At 70.2% G+C, this 16,476-nt stretch carries 15 protein-coding genes; 12 read left to right on the forward strand and 3 right to left on the reverse strand.

Annotation, left to right across the window (positions count from 1 at the left end):
• Nucleotides 1-29: 29 nt before the first annotated feature.
• Nucleotides 30-2,480, reverse strand: coding sequence for a lytic transglycosylase domain-containing protein (locus KY572_RS12175; RefSeq protein WP_224242740.1), 2,451 nt, complete (start codon nucleotides 2,478-2,480; stop codon nucleotides 30-32).
• A gap of 281 nt (nucleotides 2,481-2,761) precedes the next feature.
• Here KY572_RS12175 and KY572_RS12180 point away from each other — a divergent pair, with 281 nt between their 5' ends.
• The 6 genes from KY572_RS12180 (at nucleotide 2,762) to KY572_RS12205 (ending at nucleotide 10,632) form a co-directional block, all read left to right on the forward strand.
• Nucleotides 2,762-4,990: a patatin-like phospholipase family protein gene (locus tag KY572_RS12180; RefSeq protein ID WP_224242741.1), complete on the forward strand. Its 2,229-nt coding sequence runs from the start codon at nucleotides 2,762-2,764 to the stop codon at nucleotides 4,988-4,990.
• Nucleotides 4,991-5,098: 108 nt separating this feature from the next.
• Complete coding sequence (locus KY572_RS12185) at nucleotides 5,099-5,791, forward strand: serine acetyltransferase (RefSeq protein ID WP_224242742.1); 693 nt, start codon at nucleotides 5,099-5,101, stop codon at nucleotides 5,789-5,791.
• A gap of 11 nt (nucleotides 5,792-5,802) precedes the next feature.
• The gene (nadE, locus tag KY572_RS12190; RefSeq protein WP_224242743.1) at nucleotides 5,803-6,777 is read left to right on the forward strand and encodes an NAD(+) synthase; all 975 of its coding nucleotides are present in this window, start codon (nucleotides 5,803-5,805) and stop codon (nucleotides 6,775-6,777) included.
• A 2-nt stretch (nucleotides 6,778-6,779) separates the two neighbouring features.
• Complete coding sequence (asnB, locus tag KY572_RS12195; protein WP_224242744.1) at nucleotides 6,780-8,792, forward strand: asparagine synthase (glutamine-hydrolyzing); 2,013 nt, start codon at nucleotides 6,780-6,782, stop codon at nucleotides 8,790-8,792.
• Complete coding sequence (locus tag KY572_RS12200; protein ID WP_224242745.1) at nucleotides 8,789-10,345, forward strand: class I adenylate-forming enzyme family protein; 1,557 nt, start codon at nucleotides 8,789-8,791, stop codon at nucleotides 10,343-10,345. Before asnB ends, KY572_RS12200 begins: the two co-directional genes overlap by 4 nt.
• 17 nt (nucleotides 10,346-10,362) lie before the next feature.
• The gene (locus KY572_RS12205; RefSeq protein WP_224242746.1) at nucleotides 10,363-10,632 is read left to right on the forward strand and encodes an acyl carrier protein; all 270 of its coding nucleotides are present in this window, start codon (nucleotides 10,363-10,365) and stop codon (nucleotides 10,630-10,632) included.
• Nucleotides 10,633-10,671: 39 nt separating this feature from the next.
• Here KY572_RS12205 and KY572_RS12210 read toward each other — a convergent pair whose 3' ends face one another.
• A complete protein-coding gene (locus KY572_RS12210; RefSeq protein WP_224242747.1) occupies nucleotides 10,672-11,946 on the reverse strand; it encodes a Stp1/IreP family PP2C-type Ser/Thr phosphatase in 1,275 nt (424 codons plus the stop codon).
• A gap of 120 nt (nucleotides 11,947-12,066) precedes the next feature.
• A complete protein-coding gene (locus tag KY572_RS12215) occupies nucleotides 12,067-12,696 on the reverse strand; it encodes a hypothetical protein (protein ID WP_224242748.1) in 630 nt (209 codons plus the stop codon).
• A 93-nt stretch (nucleotides 12,697-12,789) separates the two neighbouring features.
• Between KY572_RS12215 and KY572_RS12220 the strand changes: the two genes are divergently transcribed.
• From KY572_RS12220 to KY572_RS12245, 6 genes are all read left to right on the forward strand, one after another.
• The gene (locus KY572_RS12220; protein ID WP_224242749.1) at nucleotides 12,790-13,428 is read left to right on the forward strand and encodes a BMC domain-containing protein; all 639 of its coding nucleotides are present in this window, start codon (nucleotides 12,790-12,792) and stop codon (nucleotides 13,426-13,428) included.
• Nucleotides 13,429-13,493: 65 nt separating this feature from the next.
• On the forward strand, nucleotides 13,494-13,796 hold the full coding sequence (eutM, locus tag KY572_RS12225; RefSeq protein WP_224242750.1) for an ethanolamine utilization microcompartment protein EutM: 303 nt from the start codon (nucleotides 13,494-13,496) through the stop codon (nucleotides 13,794-13,796).
• Nucleotides 13,797-13,853: 57 nt separating this feature from the next.
• Nucleotides 13,854-14,144, forward strand: coding sequence for a EutN/CcmL family microcompartment protein (locus KY572_RS12230; RefSeq protein WP_224242751.1), 291 nt, complete (start codon nucleotides 13,854-13,856; stop codon nucleotides 14,142-14,144).
• An 8-nt stretch (nucleotides 14,145-14,152) separates the two neighbouring features.
• Nucleotides 14,153-14,341 carry a hypothetical protein gene (locus KY572_RS12235; protein WP_224242752.1) on the forward strand — a complete coding sequence of 63 codons (189 nt, stop codon included), beginning with the start codon at nucleotides 14,153-14,155 and terminating at the stop codon, nucleotides 14,339-14,341.
• Between the two features lie 40 nt (nucleotides 14,342-14,381).
• Nucleotides 14,382-15,911: an aldehyde dehydrogenase family protein gene (locus tag KY572_RS12240; RefSeq protein WP_224242753.1), complete on the forward strand. Its 1,530-nt coding sequence runs from the start codon at nucleotides 14,382-14,384 to the stop codon at nucleotides 15,909-15,911.
• On the forward strand, nucleotides 15,904-16,470 hold the full coding sequence (locus tag KY572_RS12245; protein ID WP_224242754.1) for a BMC domain-containing protein: 567 nt from the start codon (nucleotides 15,904-15,906) through the stop codon (nucleotides 16,468-16,470). The genes KY572_RS12240 and KY572_RS12245 overlap by 8 nt, the downstream gene beginning before the upstream one ends.
• Nucleotides 16,471-16,476: the final 6 nt, after the last annotated feature.

Raw genomic sequence — 16,476 nt, forward strand, 5'->3', positions numbered from 1 at the left:
TAGCAACTGGAGTTCCTGCCCTCTCGGACCTACCTCCGAGGAGAGGTGGACACAGCGCCCGCCTCCGCCTCGCGCGCCGCCAGCCCCGTGCCCTTGCCGGCGCTCGTGGAGGTGATCTGCACCAGCGGTGACTGCGTCGTGTAGAGCAGCTTGTAGGCGGTGTAGCTACCCAGCACCTTCTTCACGTAGTCGCGCGTCTCGTCGAAGGCGATGTGCTCCACCCACTCGTCCACCTCCGCCTGCGGCAGCGCCTTGTGCCAGCGCTCCACGGCCCGAGGGCCCGCGTTGTAGGCGGCCACCGCATACGCGGTGTTCCCCCCGAAGTGCTTGAGGAGCGAGCCCAGGTAGGCCGCGCCCAGGCGCACGTTCTCGGCGGGCTCCAGCAGCTTCTGCTCCCCCATCGCCGGCAGCTTGAGCGCGGCCGCCACATCGCGCGCCGTCGCCGGCATGAGCTGGGTGAGCCCGAGCGCCCCTGACGACGAGCGGGCCCGCGGGTTGAAGCGGCTCTCCTGCCAGATGAGGCCCTGCAGCAGATCCGGATCCAGGCGGTTGGCCTTGGCGTGGCGCTCGATGATCGAGCGGAACGCGAGCGGCCAGGTGGCCTCCCAGATGGGCCGGGAGGAGGGGCTCAGCGGACCGCTCACCTCGTTCCGCAGCGCGGAGCGGGCCACCTTGCGCGCCGCCCAGCCCCGCCCCGTGTGCTGCATCACCTGGTAGAGCAACCGCCCCGGCTTCTCCGGCAGCCCGCGCTGATCCACCGCGAGCAGCTCATCCACCGCGCCGCGCATGCCCAGCCGCATCAGCTCCACGCCCGCCGCGAAGTGCGGATCCTTCGCGAGCCGCCCCATCGGCAGCGGCCACACCACGCTGGGATCCGTTGCGGTCGCCAAGGCGGACTCCACCGCGGAGACAGGCACCGTCTGGGACACCGGCACCGCGCGAACCAGCCGCCCGGGAGCCAGCAGCGCCAGCCGCGAGCGAGCCAGCATCCCGTACCAGATGGCGGGGCGCTCGTTGGCGATGTGCTCGTAGCTGGCGAGCGCCGCATCCACCTGGCTCTGGGTCTCCATCACCCGCGCGTGCCAGTACCGCGCGCGCCAGAGCGCCTCATCCGTCCGAGCCGCCTGCGGCAGCTTCTCCACGGCCTGCAGCGCCGCCAGCGCGGCCGCGCGCTCGCCCCGGCGCTGGTGGAGCCAGAACGCCCGGAAGAGCGCCTCGGAGGCGAAGTTGCCCGCCGGGTAGCGCTGGGCCAGCTCCTCGTACCGCGCCAGGGCGGTGTCCAGCTGCCCCCGCCGCTGGAGGATCCACGCCTCGAAGAAGAGGGCATCGTCGGCGTAGCCGTGCTCCGGATAGTCCCGCGCGAGCGTGTCATAGGTGGTGATGGCGTCCTCCGGATCCATCACCGACTGGGAGTAGCCCAGCAGGAACAGCGCCTGGGGCCTCACGTCCGGCAGATCGCACTGCTGCACCACCGGAGTGAGCATCTGGATGGCCCGGCGGTGCAGCCGCTCCTTGCGCAGGGCCTCGCCATAGATGAGGCGCGCGTTGCAGGCCAGCGGGTCGGGCAGCGTCAGGTGCGGCAGCACCCCATCCAGCTGCGCCATCGCCGCGGCGTTGCGGTGCAGATCCAGCAGCGCGTCGGCGCGGCGCACCTTCCACTTGAGGGGCACCGGCAGCCCCCGCAGCCGCTGCCGGGCCCGCTCCGCCTCGCGAGACAGCGGGCTGGTGGCCCACACCTCGAGCAGCGCCTTGTGCTCCACGTTGTACTTGCCCTGCTTGCGCGCCAGATCGCACGTCTTCATCAAGGCCTGCATCCGGATGGAGTCCGGCCCGCGCGCCTTGCGGCTCTCGATGAGCTCGGACAGCGCGGCCAGCGCCCCGTCGATGTTGCGCCGGCGCTCCAGCACCCGCGCCAGGTTGAAGCGCGCCTCCGGGTACAGCGTGGAGAGCTCGCTGATCGCCTGGTACTGGGTGGCCGCCTGCTCCAGCTTGCGCAGCTGCTCGTTGGCCTGGGCGGCGCGCAGCAGGCAGTGGTCGCGCAGCGGCACGTAGTCCTCCGCGAGCGCCGCGAACTCCTCGGCCGCCGTGGCGAAGTCCCGCAGGTGGAAGGCGCTCTGGGCCTTCAGGAAGCGGACCGGGAGCGTGGCCTCCTCCTTGTCGAGGAGCGCCCGCGCGCGGCGATAGCGACCGCGATCGAACTCCGCCCGGGCCTGCGCGAGCGTGCCCTGCGCGAAGTAGGGAGCGAGCTGCTCCAGCCCGAACGTCACCTCCTCGAGCTCTCCATCGAAAGGCTGCGCGGCGGGCACGTCGAGCAGCTCCTCGAGCTGCTCCTCCGAGAGCACGCCGTCAGCGGCCCCCTCCTCGCCTGGAGCCTGAGCCCACGCCGCCCGCCCGCCCAGCACGCCCACACACGCCACCAGCACCACCAGGGTCTCCGACGAAAGCGAGGAGCCCTTCCACACGCGACCCGATCCAGCCATGCCAGCACCCGCCCGTTGTCCTGGGCTCACATGGATGGTCAACCTGTAGCGCTGCCGGAATGGCTGCCTGCACGCAGACGGTGCGTGCCGTCGTCCAGATGATACGCACCGCCGAGAGCCGCACTGTCGGTGCACGAAACACGACGACTCGCCGCTCTGCGCACTTCACTGCATGCGTAGGCAGCCATGGGAGCGAGTGGCGTGTGGACCTACCTGCGACCTCCTCGAACGGAGTACCATTCCCGAGCAGGCTCGCCCGGGCCGAGGCCCGGAGGGGACACATGAGGACACCGGCGGTGCATCGCTTCATGAGCAGGCTGCGGGCCTGGTACCGGCTCTGGTCTCGCGGCCGGACCGTGCAGCCGCTGCGCCCCATCCTGGAGTGGCTGGGCCGCTACCCGCTCCTGCTCCTCTTCACGGCGCTGCCGCTGCTGTGCGTCTGGGGCCAGTTCGAAGCGATGGGGCTGCCCCGCCTCTTCCTCGCCGAGGACGCGAAGACCTCCTTCTATGCGGGGTTCTTCACCGCGCTGCTCCTGGCGGAGGTGTGCTTCATCGGCTACCTGCTCGACTCGGACGAGCGCTGGGCCATCGCGCGCCGGGGCTCGAAGCCGTGGGGCACGTCCCCCAGCGTCACCTGGTACTTCTTCGGCACGCTCACGTATCCGCTGGGAGTGGCCCTGCTCGTCATCCCTCCCCTGCGGACTGAGCGCTACGCCTTCGCGGCCGGAGTATTCGTGGCCATTGGCATCCCGCTGGTGTGCCTGCTCCTGGTGGCGGAGACGCTGCGCCGGCGGTACCTCGCCGGCCGTCAGCGCTGGCGGTGGCTCCAGAGCTCCGTCGGGCTGCTCACCCGGCACTATCCGACGCGGATCCCCGTGCTGCACCTGCTGCAGCTGGGCTTCGCCGCGCTCTACGTGCTCAGCTACTTCGGCCTGGCCTGGCTGGCCTCGCGGGAGCAAGCCACCTGGGCCACTCCGGCCGTCGTCATCTGCGCGCTGCTGGGCATCCTCACCGCCATCTATGGCGCGGTGCACTTCTTCTTCCCCATCCACACCCCCGGAGCGCTGCTCGCCGCGGCCGCCGCCCTGCTCCTGGTGGCCCGCGTGGGCAGTGACGAGGCCGTCTACTGGCAGCTGCTGCAAGAAGCGCCGCCTCCCGCGTACGCGGACAGCAGCCTGGCCACCGCGGCGGAGGCCAGGCTGCTGTCGGACGATGACACGCTGAGCGCGTGGCTGAAGCAGATGCGCGAGGCGCCTCCCGGCCCGCTCGGTCCACCGACGGAGGCGGGGGTGACGAAGTGCGCTCCAGGCCCCAGGCCCCGGCTCGCCCTGCTCGCCACCAGCGGCGGAGGCATCCGCGCGGCGCTGTGGACGGCGCGCACGCTCGAGGAGCTGGAGAACATCGACGGGTTCTCCCGCTACGTGCGCCTGGTCTCGGGCGCCTCGGGAGGCATGGTCGGCGCGGGGCTATGGGTGGCGTCGATGGAGTCCAGGGATCGGCCCAGCCTGTCGGCGAACCTCTCCCGAGCCATGGAGCAGGACAGCCTCTCGCCCGTGGCGCTGTCCATGCTCCTGCCCTTCGACAAGGGGCGCGGCCACGCGCTGGAGCAGGCGTGGATCAAGCACTCGCGCGACGTGCTGAAGCGAGACTTCGCCGATCTCAAGCCCGGTGAAGAGGCGGGATGGCGCCCCTCGCTCATCTACTCGCCGATGATCATCGAGGACGGGCGGCGTCTGCTCGTGAGCAACCTGGATCTCTCCACGCTGGTGAGGGTCAAGGCGAGCACGCTGAGCGCCAGCGGCAATGATCCGGCGGGCTCGCCCCTGTCGCTCTCGGGCATCCAGCTCTTCCAGCTCTTCCCCCAGCGGCAGAAGGGCCTGAGCGTGGCCACCGCGGCGCGGATGAGCGCCTCGTTCCCATACGTCAGCCCCGCGGCCCAGCTCCCCACCATTCCTCGCGTGCGCGTGGTCGACGCGGGCTACTACGACAACTACGGCGTGGACCTGCTCGCCATGTGGATCAAGGAGCACAGCCAGTGGCTGCGCGAGTGCACCTCCGGTGTGCTGTTGATCCAGATCCGGGACCAGCTGGAGAACGGCCGGCGCACGCAGGTGCTCCTGAACAAGACGCCCTCGTGGCTGCACCAGGCCCTCGCGGGCCTCACCTCGCCCCCCGAGGCCGTGCTGAGCGCCCGGAACGCGAGCATGTCCTTCCGGAACGACGAGCTGATCGGCCTGCTCCAGAGCGAGTTCAACGCGGAGGAGTCCTGCTTCTTCACCACCGTGGCCTTCGAGCTCGACAAGAATGCGCCCCTGAGCTGGTCGCTCTCCTCGAAAGACAAGCGCCTGATCGAGGAGAGCGCCAGCAGTCATGAGTTCCGGACGCAGCTCTCCGCCGTGGAGAAGTGGCTCAAGGCGACGCCGGAGGAGCTGGCGCTCGCGAAGCAGCAGAGCCGGTGCCCGGGAGCGCCAGCGGCTCCCCTCAACTCGGTGAGCCGCACGCCGGAGTAGCCAGCGCTGGCCGATCTGTGAGCCCGCGAACCAAGGCCGCCTCCCTCAGGGCGGTTTTGATCCGAGGGCGTCCCCCCTACCTTGCCCGCGTCGTGGGGGGATTCGGTCATGAATGCACTGTCACTGTGGAGCCTGAGCCGGCGGCTGGCCGGCTATCGTATGCCGCTGGCCTCCCGGCTCGTTCGCAAGCTGGGGCTCGTGCTCTACAGCGCCTATCTCCCGGCGGAGGCGGAGATTGGCGAGCACACGACGCTCGGCTACGGCGGCATCGGCGTCTTCATCCACCCCAAGGCGCGCATCGGCCACCACTGCATCCTGTCGCAGTTCATCTCCATCGGCGGCATGCGCGGACTCGAGGGCGCGCCCACCATCGGGGACTACGTGCGCATCGGCACGGGTGCTCGCATCCTGGGCCCGGTCCGCATCGGTGACTTCGCCGTGGTGGGCGCCAACTCGGTGGTGATGCGCGACGTGCCGGCGGGCACCGTCGTCTTCGGCATCCCGGCGCGTGTCGTGCGAACCCCCGCGGATCCCGTGGCGGAGTACGAGCGGGAGACGGGGAGGCAGGTCTCCCCGGTGGATCGCGAGCGCGCGCCCCGGCCCCGCTCCCAGCACCGGCCTCCGTCCAGGATGCCCCTGCCCGGGCGCAACGAGGTCAGCCCCGGTGAGCAGCCCGATCTCTTCGAACTCGACCCGCAGGTGCTCGCCCCGGACGCGCCACCGCCCGCGAGCGCCTCGGATCCGGCCACCGAGCTCTGGGTCGCCGCCGAGCTCCCATCCCAGGAAAGCCACTCCCGTTGAGGAGGTCTCCCATGCTGTCTTCCCAGATGCTCGCCATCGACGCTCCAGCGGTCGTGGAGCAGATCGCCCAATCCATCCGAACCCAGGTGCTCGGCACCCTGCGCCGCCGAGGCCTCGTGGTGGGCCTGTCCGGCGGAGTGGACAGCGCGGTGGTCGCCGCGCTGTGCGTCCGCGCGCTCGGGCCGAACAAGGTGCTGGCGCTCTTCATGCCCGAGCGCGACAGCTCGGAGGACGCGCTCCGCCTGGGCCGGCTCGTGGCCAGCACCCTGGGCGTGGAGTCGCTGGTGGAGGACATCACCCCGGCCCTCCATGGCGTGAACTGCTACCGGCGCCAGGAGGAGGCCATCCGCCAGGTCTTCCCCGAGTACGGCGAGGGCTGGCGCTGCAAGCTGAGCCTGCCGCCGGTCCTCGACGGCGAGCGCCTCAACGTCTTCCAGCTCACCGTGCAGAGCCCGGACGGCCAGCAGCGCACGGGCCGGCTGCCGCCGAGCGCCTACCTGCAGCTGGTGGCGGCCACCAACTTCAAGCAGCGCCTGCGCAAGATGCTGGAGTACTACCACGCCGATCGCCTGCATCGCGCGGTGGCGGGGACCCCCAACCGGCTGGAGTACGACCAGGGCTTCTTCGTGAAGCAGGGGGATGGCGCGGCGGACCTCAAGCCCATCGCGCACCTGTACAAGACCCAGGTGTACGCGCTGGCCGAGTGCCTGGGCATCCCGGAGGAGGTGCGCAGCCGTCCGCCCACCACGGACACCTTCTCGCTGCCGCAGACCCAGGAGGAGTTCTACTTCTCCCTGCCGTACGGGCGGATGGATCTGTGCCTCTTCGCCCATGACCACGGCCTGCCGGAGGAGGAGGTCGCCCGGGCGCTCGATCTGACGGTGCCGCAGGTGGCCGCGGTCTACCGGGACATCGAGGCCAAGCGGCGCTCCACCCGCTACCTGCACGAGCCTCCCCTGCTCGTCCAGCCGGTCCGGGAGGCCTGAGCATGTGCGGCATCGCGGGAGTGTTCGCGCTCGAGGAGGGGCTGGCGCCGCCGTCCATCGAGCAGCTCAATCGGATGGCGTCCGCGCTGCACCACCGGGGGCCGGATGCCTCCGGCATCTTCCGGGACACGCGCGTCGGCCTGGCCCACACCCGGCTGGCCATCGTGGACCCGGAGCGAGGGCAGCAGCCGCTGGGCAACGTCGAGGGCACGGTGTGGCTCGTCTTCAACGGGGAGATCTTCAACCACGTGGAGCTGCGCGAGGAGTTGGAGGCGCAGGGCCACACCTTCCGGACACGCTGCGACACCGAGGTGGTGCTGCAGGCCTACGAGCGCTGGGGCCCGGAGGCCTTCGAGCGCTTCGACGGGCAGTGGGCGGTGGCGCTGTGGGACTCGCGCGAGCGCAGGCTCGTGGTGTCGCGGGATCCACTGGGCATCCGGCCCCTCTACCTCTGCGTCCACGGACACCATCTCTACCTGGCCAGCGAGGTGAAGGCGCTCTTCGCCGGCGAGCCTTCCCTGCCGCGCGAGCTGGACCCCGTGGGGCTGGATGAGACGTTCACCTTCTGGACGGCCGTTGCCCCGAGGACCGTGTTCCGCGGCGTCACCGAGCTGGAGCCCGGCCACACGCGCCTCTACCAGGCGGGCCAGGTCAGGGAGCTTTGCCACTGGCGGCCCCGCTTCCCGCCCGAGGTGGAGCAATTCCAGGGCTCCGTCGCCGAGGCCGCCGAGGCCGTGGGGCAGGCCCTGCGGAACGCGGTGCGGCTCCAGGTGACGCGAGCGGACGTGCCCGTGGGCAGCTACCTCTCGGGCGGCCTGGACAGCTCGCTGGTGGCGGCGCTGGGCCGGCAGATGGTGGCCGGGCGCTTCCATACCTTCTCGCTGCGCTTCACCGACGCGGAGTACGACGAGACGGAGTACCAGCGGATGGTGGCCCGGAGGATCGGCAGCGAGCACCAGGAGCTGCTGGTGTCTCGCTCGGACATCGCCCAGGCCTTCCCACGGGTGATCGCCCACGCGGAGCGCCCCCTGCTGCGCACCGCGCCCGTTCCCCTGTACCTGCTGTCAGGGCTGGTGAGGGACTCGGGGCTCAAGGTGGTGCTCACCGGCGAGGGCGCCGACGAGGTGTTCGCCGGCTACGATCTCTTCCGTGAGGCGAAGGTGCGCCGCTTCTGGGCGCGGCAGCCCGACTCCACGCTGCGGCCCCGGCTGCTGGCGCGGCTCTACCCCTACCTGACGCGTTCGCCCGTCTCCGAGCGGGCCATGGCGCAGCGCTTCTTCGGGCGCAACCTCGCGCGCTGGCGCGAGCCGGGCTTCTCGCACGAGCCGCGCTGGCACACGACGTCCGCGCTCAAGCGCCTCTTCAGCGCCAGCCTGCGAGAGGCCCTGCAGGGCCTGGACGCCATCGAGCGCCTGCGGAGCTCGCTCCCGGCGGAGTTCCACCGCTGGCAGCCCCTCTCGCAGGACCAGTACCTGGAGATGCGCACCCTGCTGTCCGGCTACCTGCTGGCCGCGCAGGGAGACCGGGTGCTCATGGCGCACTCCGTGGAGGGGCGCTTCCCCTTCCTGGATGCCAGCGTGATGGCGCTGGCCGCCTCCCTGCCCCCCTCCTTCAAGCTGCGAGGACTGGACGAGAAGCACGTGCTCAAGCGCGCGAGCCGGGAGCTGCTCCCGCCCGCCATCCTGCGGCGCAAGAAGCAGCCCTACCGCGCGCCGGACGCCATGTGCTTCGTGGAGCCCTCCGCGCGAGAGTGGGTGGAGGAGCTGCTCTCCGAGCACGCGCTCACCGACAGCGGGCTGTTCGAGCCCCGCGCGGTGGAGCAGCTGTGGCGCAAGTGCCTGGCCCAGGGCGACCAGCGGCCGCTGTCCAACGCGGACAACATGGCGCTGGTCGGCGTGGTGTCCACCCAGCTGCTCCACTTCCAGCTCGTGCGCCGGGCTCCCGAGTGGAGCCCCACCCAGAGCACCGACTCCCTGACGGACCTGCTGCCTCACCCTCTGAGGGCCCTACCATGAACCCTGCCATTCCCCTGCTGCACGACTTCCTCCTCCACTCCGCGCGGCGCCTGCCGAACAAGGTGGCGCTCGTCTGTGGAGACCAGCGCTTCACCTACGCGGACCTGGATCAGCGCTCCAACGCCCTGGCGCACGCCCTGCAGCGGCGCGGCGTGGTCCGAGGCGACCGCGTCATCGTCTTCGCGGAGAACACCGCCGAGGCGGTCATCTCCTTCTGGGCGGTGCTGAAGGCCAACGCGGTGGTGGTGATGGTGAGCCCGCTGACGCGGGCCGACAAGCTGGCCTACTACCTCAACGACTGCCGCGCGACGGCGCTCATCTCCGAGGGGCGCCTGGCCTCCGAGTTCCTCCCCGCCATGACGCGCACCTGCCACCTGCGCACCGCCCTCATCGCGGGCAACACGCCCTCCCCCCTGATGGACGGCATGGCGGCGATCACCCCCTGGGAGAAGGCGCTCGCCGACGAGACGTCCTCCGCCCCGCCGCCGCGCCGCTGCCTCGACGTGGACCTGGCCGCCATCATCTACACCTCCGGCAGCACCGGCGAGCCCAAGGGGGTGATGCTCACCCACCGCAACATGCTCACCGCCGCCACCTCCATCTCCACCTACCTGCGGATGGTGGAGGACGACGTGGTGCTCAACGTGCTGCCGCTCGCGTTCGACTACGGGCTCTACCAGGTCATCCTCACCGCGCGCGTGGGCGGCCGGCTGGTGCTGGAGCGCTCCTTCGCCTTCCCCGCCCGGGTGCTCCTCAAGCTGGTGCAGGAGGGCGTGACGGGCTTCCCCGCGGTGCCCACCATCTTCTCCATCCTCGCGGAGATGAAGGGCCTGTGGGGCCAGGACTTCTCCCGGCTGCGCTTCGTGACGAACACCGCCGCGGCGCTCTCGCTCAAGCACATCCGGATGATCCGCGAGCTGTTCCCCCAGAGCCGCGTCTACTCCATGTACGGGCTCACCGAGTGCAAGCGCTGCACGTACCTGCCGCCCGAGGATCTCGACCGCAAGCCCACCAGCGTGGGCATCCCCATCCCCAACACCGAGGTGTGGGTGGTGGACGAGAACGGCCAGCGCCTGGAGCCGGGGCAGATCGGCCAGCTCGTCGTGCGCGGCGCCACGGTGATGCGCGGCTACTGGGAGAAGCCCGCCGCCACCGCCGAGCGGCTCAAGCCGGGCCCGCTGCCGGGCGAGTACGTCCTCTACACCGGGGACCTGTGCCGGATGGACGAGGAGGGCTACGTCTACTTCGTGGCGCGCATGGACGACATCATCAAGTCCCGCGGCGAGAAGGTGGCGCCCAAGGAGGTGGAGTCCACCCTGATGAACATCCCGGGCGTGAAGGAGACGGCCGTCATCGGCGTGCCGGATGCGACGCTCGGCCAGGCCGTGAAGGCGTTCGTGGTGCTCGAGCAGGGCGCCAGCCTCACCGAGAAGGATCTCCAGCGCGAGTGCCTGCGCGCCCTGGAGCCCCACGCGGTGCCTCGCTACATCCAGCTCGTGCCCAGCCTGCCGAAGACGAGCACCGGGAAGATCAAGAAGACAGACCTGAGCTGAAGGAGGAGGACAGGGCCATGGAGATCCAACGCGTGCTGTGGCAGTTCATCACCACCCAGTTCTACCCGGGCGAGGACTTCGCCCTGGACGAGAACACCTCCCTGCTCGACTCGGGGCTCATCGACTCGACGGGAGTGCTGGAGCTCATCACCTTCCTCGAGGGCGAGTTCGGCATCGCCATCGACGATCTCGAGGTGGTGCCGGAGAACCTGGACTCGCTGGCCCGCATCACGGCCTTCGTGGCCCGCAAGCAGGCCACGGCCAAGCCCAAGGCCCAGCCCGCGTGAGGCGCCCGGGGCCCGGCCTCGCCGCACCCGGGGCCGGGCTCACTCCTCGGCGAAGGGCTGGACGGACTGCGCCACCGCCAGCTCCTGGCGCGCCTCGCTGAGCTCCGAGTTCGTCGCGCGCAGCCGGTCCGACAGCACCTGCACGAAGCTCCAGAGCATCTTCACCGCGAGGATGGACTCGCGCTTCATCAGGCTCATCAGGTCCGGCCGGGAGATGACCATCGTCCGCGTGGGCTCGGTGGCGCGCACCGTCGCCGAGCGCGGCGCGTTGTCGATGAGCCCCATCTCTCCGAAGTGCCCGCCGGCGCGCAGCTCCGCGATCTCCACGCCGTTCTTCTCGATCACCACCCGGCCGCGGATGACGACGAACAGCTCCTCGCCCGGCTGGCCCTCCACGACGATCTCCCGCCCCGCGGGGAAGGTGCGCGTGGTGGCGATGGACAGCACCGCCGTCTGCTCCTTGTACGTGAGGTGGCGGAAGAGCGGGATCTTCCGCAGCGCCTCCATGCGCGACTGCGCCTCGCTCGTCTCCTCGCTGGCCACCGCGCCGTCGCCGGCCACCTTCACCACCACCGCGGTGATGTTGTCCTTGCCGCCGCGCTCGTTGGCCGTGTCGATGAGCTTCTTGGGCAGGTCCGGCGCCGCCACCGTGCCCACCATCGGCAGGTACTCCTCGTCCTCGACGTAGCCGTGCAGGCCGTCCGAGCAGAGGATGAAGACGTCCCCCGGCATCAGGTCGACGATCAGGGTGTCCACCTGCACGGACTCCTGGATGCCGACCGCGCGGGTGATGACGTTGCGGTACTGGGAGCTGGCCGCCTGCTCCTTGGTGATGGTGCCGGCCTTGAGCTGCGCGGCCACCAGCGTGTGGTCCTCCGTGAGCCGGTGACACTGGCCGTGCCGCACCAGGTACACGCGCGAGTCACCCACGTGGCCGATGACGCCCTTGTTGCCGCTGAGCGCCAGGCACACGAACGTGGTGCCCATGCCCCGCTTGGCCGCGTCCGACATCGCCATCCGGTAGATGTCGGCGCACGCCCGCTGGATGGCCACCTCCACCAGCGCCGCCGCCGCCGCCCGGCTGTCCTGCGACGGGTTGGTCGCCAGGTCCTTGAGCAGGTGCTTGTTGGCGGTGATGTGCTGCTTGACCACCTCGGTCGCCCGAGCACTGGCGACCTCTCCCGCGGCGTGGCCGCCCATACCGTCAGCGACGATGTAGAGGCCCAACTGCGGATCCACCAGCATCGAATCTTCGTTGTGCTGGCGCTTGCGGCCGACATCCGTCAAACCGAACGCTTCTGTGGTCAATGCCACTGCGACACTCCCGTAACTCCGAGGGATGACTCCGCACGTTACGCAGCCACGCGAAGACCTGGCAAGGTTGACCCTCCACGTCCTCTGAGCGGCCACGCGGTCATAGGCGACCTGCCGGGGTCAGCGCCAGTCCGCGAAGAACCCCACGAGTACCCCCCCCGCGAACAGCCGGGCCACGCTGCGCTTGCGGTAGCTGAAGGGCTCGCCATACCCGACGCTCACCCCCAGCACGGTGGAACCGAGCTGGTAGCCCAGGTGGAACCGCCCCTCCACCAGCCCGGCGGAGTAGCGCTCGTCGTCCACATTGGTCATGTGGGCGCCATACCAGAGAGGTCCTCCCGTCACTTGGAACCCCCAGTGAATGCCATCGGGACTCTGGTTACGGTAGCCCATCCCCACCTGGGCCGTGTGCTCATAGAAGGAGTCGACCGGCACGTCGAACCCTTCCAGGGCCGTGCCCGGCCGCGCCACCGCGTACCCGATGCCCCCCTCCGCCACGAACACCAGCGCGTCCTTGCGCTTCTCGAAGAAGGTGACCTGCCACTGGAGGCGCGGCTGGGGCGTCACCATCCCCCGCCTCAGGTAGGTGCCCAGGAACGCCCCGCGCGGCAGCCAGACGGGCGTCCTGCCGCCCTGATGGAAGGTGGGCGCCGAGGGGTCCCCCGACAGCGGGGCGGCGTCCTCCGCTTGTGCCCAGGCAGCCGTGGAGAGTCCGAACAGCAGGGAAAACGCGAGCAGTTGGCGTGACATGCTACCTTTACCGCCACTCCAGACGGCGCTTGTCAACGAAGTGTTGGGTTGGCTATAGCAGGCACCCTCTACCGGCTGTACCGGGAGGGTTTTTTGGCCACGTCGCTCCGGGCGTTCGTCTTCCTCGACTCACTGCAGCCGCAGCTTGCCGCGCACATCTGTACGACGTGCCGCGGCTACTTCCCGGTGCCCTACGTGGCGTCGATCTTCGTCGAGATCGCCCCCGGCATGGCCATCCACGGGCTGATCGACACCGCGCTCAAGAGCACGCGGGTCCACCCGGCCACCCTGGTGGTGGAGCGTGCCTACGGCATGCTCGAGGTGCACCACGAGGACAAGGGCGAGGTGCGCAGCGCCGGCGACGCCATCCTCACCCACCTGGAGGCCAAGGAGGAGGACCGCATCAAGCCGAAGCTGGTCTCCAACACCATCATCCGCGGCATCGAGCCGATGCACGCGATGATCCTCGACAAGATCCGCTTCGGCTCGATGATCGAGCCGGGCCAGTCGCTCTTCATCCTCGAGTGCGAGCCCGCGGCGTACGCGGCGCTGGCTGCCAACGAGGCGGAGAAGGCGGCCAACGTGAAGCTGGTGGACGTCACTCCGTACGGCGCCTTCGGCCGGCTCTACATGGCGGGCGACGAGGCGGAGATCGACGCGGCGGCGGCGGCGGCGGTGGCGGCGCTCAAGGGCATCACCGGCAAGGAGCCGGCGTCCTTCAAGGACAAGTGATTCGGCCGGACCCTCGCGGGACGGCGTGACGTGGTTTCACCGCAACAGCGGAGAGGAACGAACAGATGGCGGATGCACTCGGGCTGATCGAAACGAAGGGCTTCGTCGGCATGGTCGAAGCGGCGGACGCGATGGTGAAGGCGGCCAAGGTGGAGTTCGTCGGCTACGAGAAGATCGGCGGCGGCTACGTGACGGCCATCATCCGCGGCGACGTGGCGGCGGTGAAGGCGGCCACCGAGGCCGGGGCCCGTGGCGCCGAGCGCGTGGGCGAGCTGGTCTCCGTGCACGTCATCCCGCGCCCGCACGGCAACCTGGACATGGTGCTGCCGCTGGGCCGCAAGGGCACCGCCAAGGCCGACAACACCTGAGCCACGGCGCCCTCTCCCTCGCGGAGGGGGCCCCGCTGAGCCAGCCAGGAGCCACGCATGCTGATGGGCAAGGTCATGGGGACGGTGGTCTCCACCCGCAAGGAGGAGGAGCTCGAGGGCCTCAAGCTGCTCGTCCTGCGTGGCATGGACCTGGAGGGCAAGGTGAACGGGCCGGTGGTGGTGGCGGTGGATGCGGTGGGAGCGGGCGTGGGCGAGGTGGTGCTCTACTGCTCCGGCTCCAGCGCCCGGCAGACGAAGGTGACGAAGGACCGCCCCGTCGACGCGACCGTCATGGCCATCGTCGACCAGCTCGAAGTGGGCGGAACACTGAAGTACGTCAAGGAGTAGGCACCCCCATGCCAGTCGTGAAAGTCCGGGCCCCCAAGAGCCAGACCAAGGGCGACTCCCTGGGCCGCAAGGTCACCGAGAAGACGAGCGACCTGCTGGCGCAGAGCGATCGGGTCCTCGTGGTGTACGGCAAGGAGACCGCCAGCATCTACTACGAGGGCTCCGAGCTGCCCCCCTCGCTGCCCCGCGCCTCGTGATTGAAGCGGCGGGCGCCCTGCCCCGCCGGGAGCCTTGCCGATGAGCCTCGACGCGAAGCAGATCGACGCCATCGTCGATCAGGTGGTCCGCAAGCTCTCCAAGGAGCTGTCGGAGCTGCCCCAGCCGGTGCCCGCCCCCGCGCTGCCGCCGCATGGCCATGCCGATGATCGGCGTGGCAGCGAGCGCCGCTACGGCACCTCTCCCCTGCAGCCCGAGGCCAGGCCCCCCGTGCCCACGGGCCGGGCCGCCGCCTTCCACCGCGGCCGCAAGGGCATCTTCGACGACCTGGACGCCGCCACCGAGGCCGCGCGCGCCGCCTTCGAGCAGTGGAGCGACGCTCCGCTGGAGATGCGCGACCGCGTCGTCGAGGCCATGCGAGAGACGACTCGCCGCGCCGCCCGCGAGCTGTCCGAGATGGCGGTGAAGGAGACGGGCCTGGGCCGCGTGGAGGACAAGATCAAGAAGAACCTCCTGTGCGCCAACAAGACGCCGGGCACGGAGATCCTCCAGCCGCGCGCCTTCACGGGCGACCACGGGCTGACGCTGCTGGAGCGCGCGCCCTATGGCGTCATCGGCTCCATCACGCCGACCACCAACCCCACCGAGACGATCATCAACAACGGCATCGGGATGATCGCCGGGGGCAACGCGGTGGTGTTCAACGTCCACCCGAGCGCCAGGAAGGTGAGCGCGCACCACATCCAGCTGCTCAACGAGGCCATCGTCTCGGTGGGCGGGCCGGAGAACCTCTTGTGCGCGCTGGCCGAGCCGACGATCGACTCGGCGCAGGCGCTGATGAAGCACAAGAACGTGCGGCTGCTGGTGGTGACGGGCGGGCCAGCGGTGGTGCGCGCGGCGATGAACTCGGGCAAGCGGGCCATCGCGGCCGGCCCGGGCAACCCGCCGGTGGTGGTGGACGAGACGGCGCACCTGGATCGCGCGGCCCGGGACATCGTGGACGGCGCCTCGCTGGACAACAACATCGTCTGCATCGTGGAGAAGGAAGTGTTCGCGGTGGCCTCCATCGCGGACGAGCTCAAGCAGCGGATGGAGCGCCACGGCGCCTTCGAGGTGACGGGCGCGGCCATCCACCGGCTGGAGAAGCTGGTGGTGCACGACGGCCACCCGGTGAAGGACTGGGTGGGCAAGGACGCGGAGAAGATCGCCGAGGCCGCCGGCATCCGGGTGCCCAAGGGCACGCGGCTGCTGTTCGCGGAGGTGGATCCGACGCACTCCTTCGTCCAGGCGGAGCTGCTGCTGCCGGTGATCGGCTTCGCGCGGATGCGCAACGTGGAGGACTGCATCACCGCCGCCGTGCAGGCCGAGCACGGCTTCGGGCACACCGCGACGATGCACTCGACGAACCTGGACAACCTCAGCACGATGGCGCGGCTCATCAACACGTCCATCTTCGTGAAGAACGGGCCCTCCTTCGCCGGGCTGGGGATGACGGGCGAGGGCTACACCTCCTTCACCATCGCCTCGCCGACGGGAGAGGGGCTCACCACGGCGGTGAACTTCACTCGCGAGCGGCGCTGCACGCTCAAGGACTCGTTCCGCATTGTCTGAGCCCCTGCCACTTCCCGGCCCCGCGCTGGCGCTGCTGGAGCTGGACTCCATCGCGCGTGGCTACGTCGTGGCCGACGCGGTGGTGAAGCGCGCGGCGGTGACGCTGTCGCTCGCGGAGGCGGTGACGCCGGGCAAGTACCTGCTGCTCTTCTCCGGCGAGGTGGCGGAGGTGCAGGAGTCCTTCCAGGCCGGCGTGGAGACCGCCGGGCGCACCCTGCTGGACAAGCTGCTGCTGCCCATGGCCGCGCAGGGCCTGGTGGACGGCCTGCAGGGCCGCTTCTCCCGCATCGACGGCGAGAGCGTGGGCATCGTCGAGACGCACACGGTGGCCGCGGCGCTGCTGTGCGCGGACGTGGCGCTCAAACGCGCCGAGGTGGTGCTGGAGCGGCTCCAGCTCGCTCGGGGCATCGGCGGCAAGGGCGTCTTCGTGCTCTCCGGAGAGCAGCACATGGTGGAGGCGGCGCTCGAGGGCGCGGCGACGGCGGTGGAGTCCCACCTGCTGCTGACCACGGAGCTCATCCAGCGTCCCAGCCCCGAGCTGCGCGGACGGGTGCTCTAGCAGCCT

This window comes from Hyalangium gracile, from assembly GCF_020103725.1.
Classification (GTDB): domain Bacteria; phylum Myxococcota; class Myxococcia; order Myxococcales; family Myxococcaceae; genus Hyalangium; species Hyalangium gracile.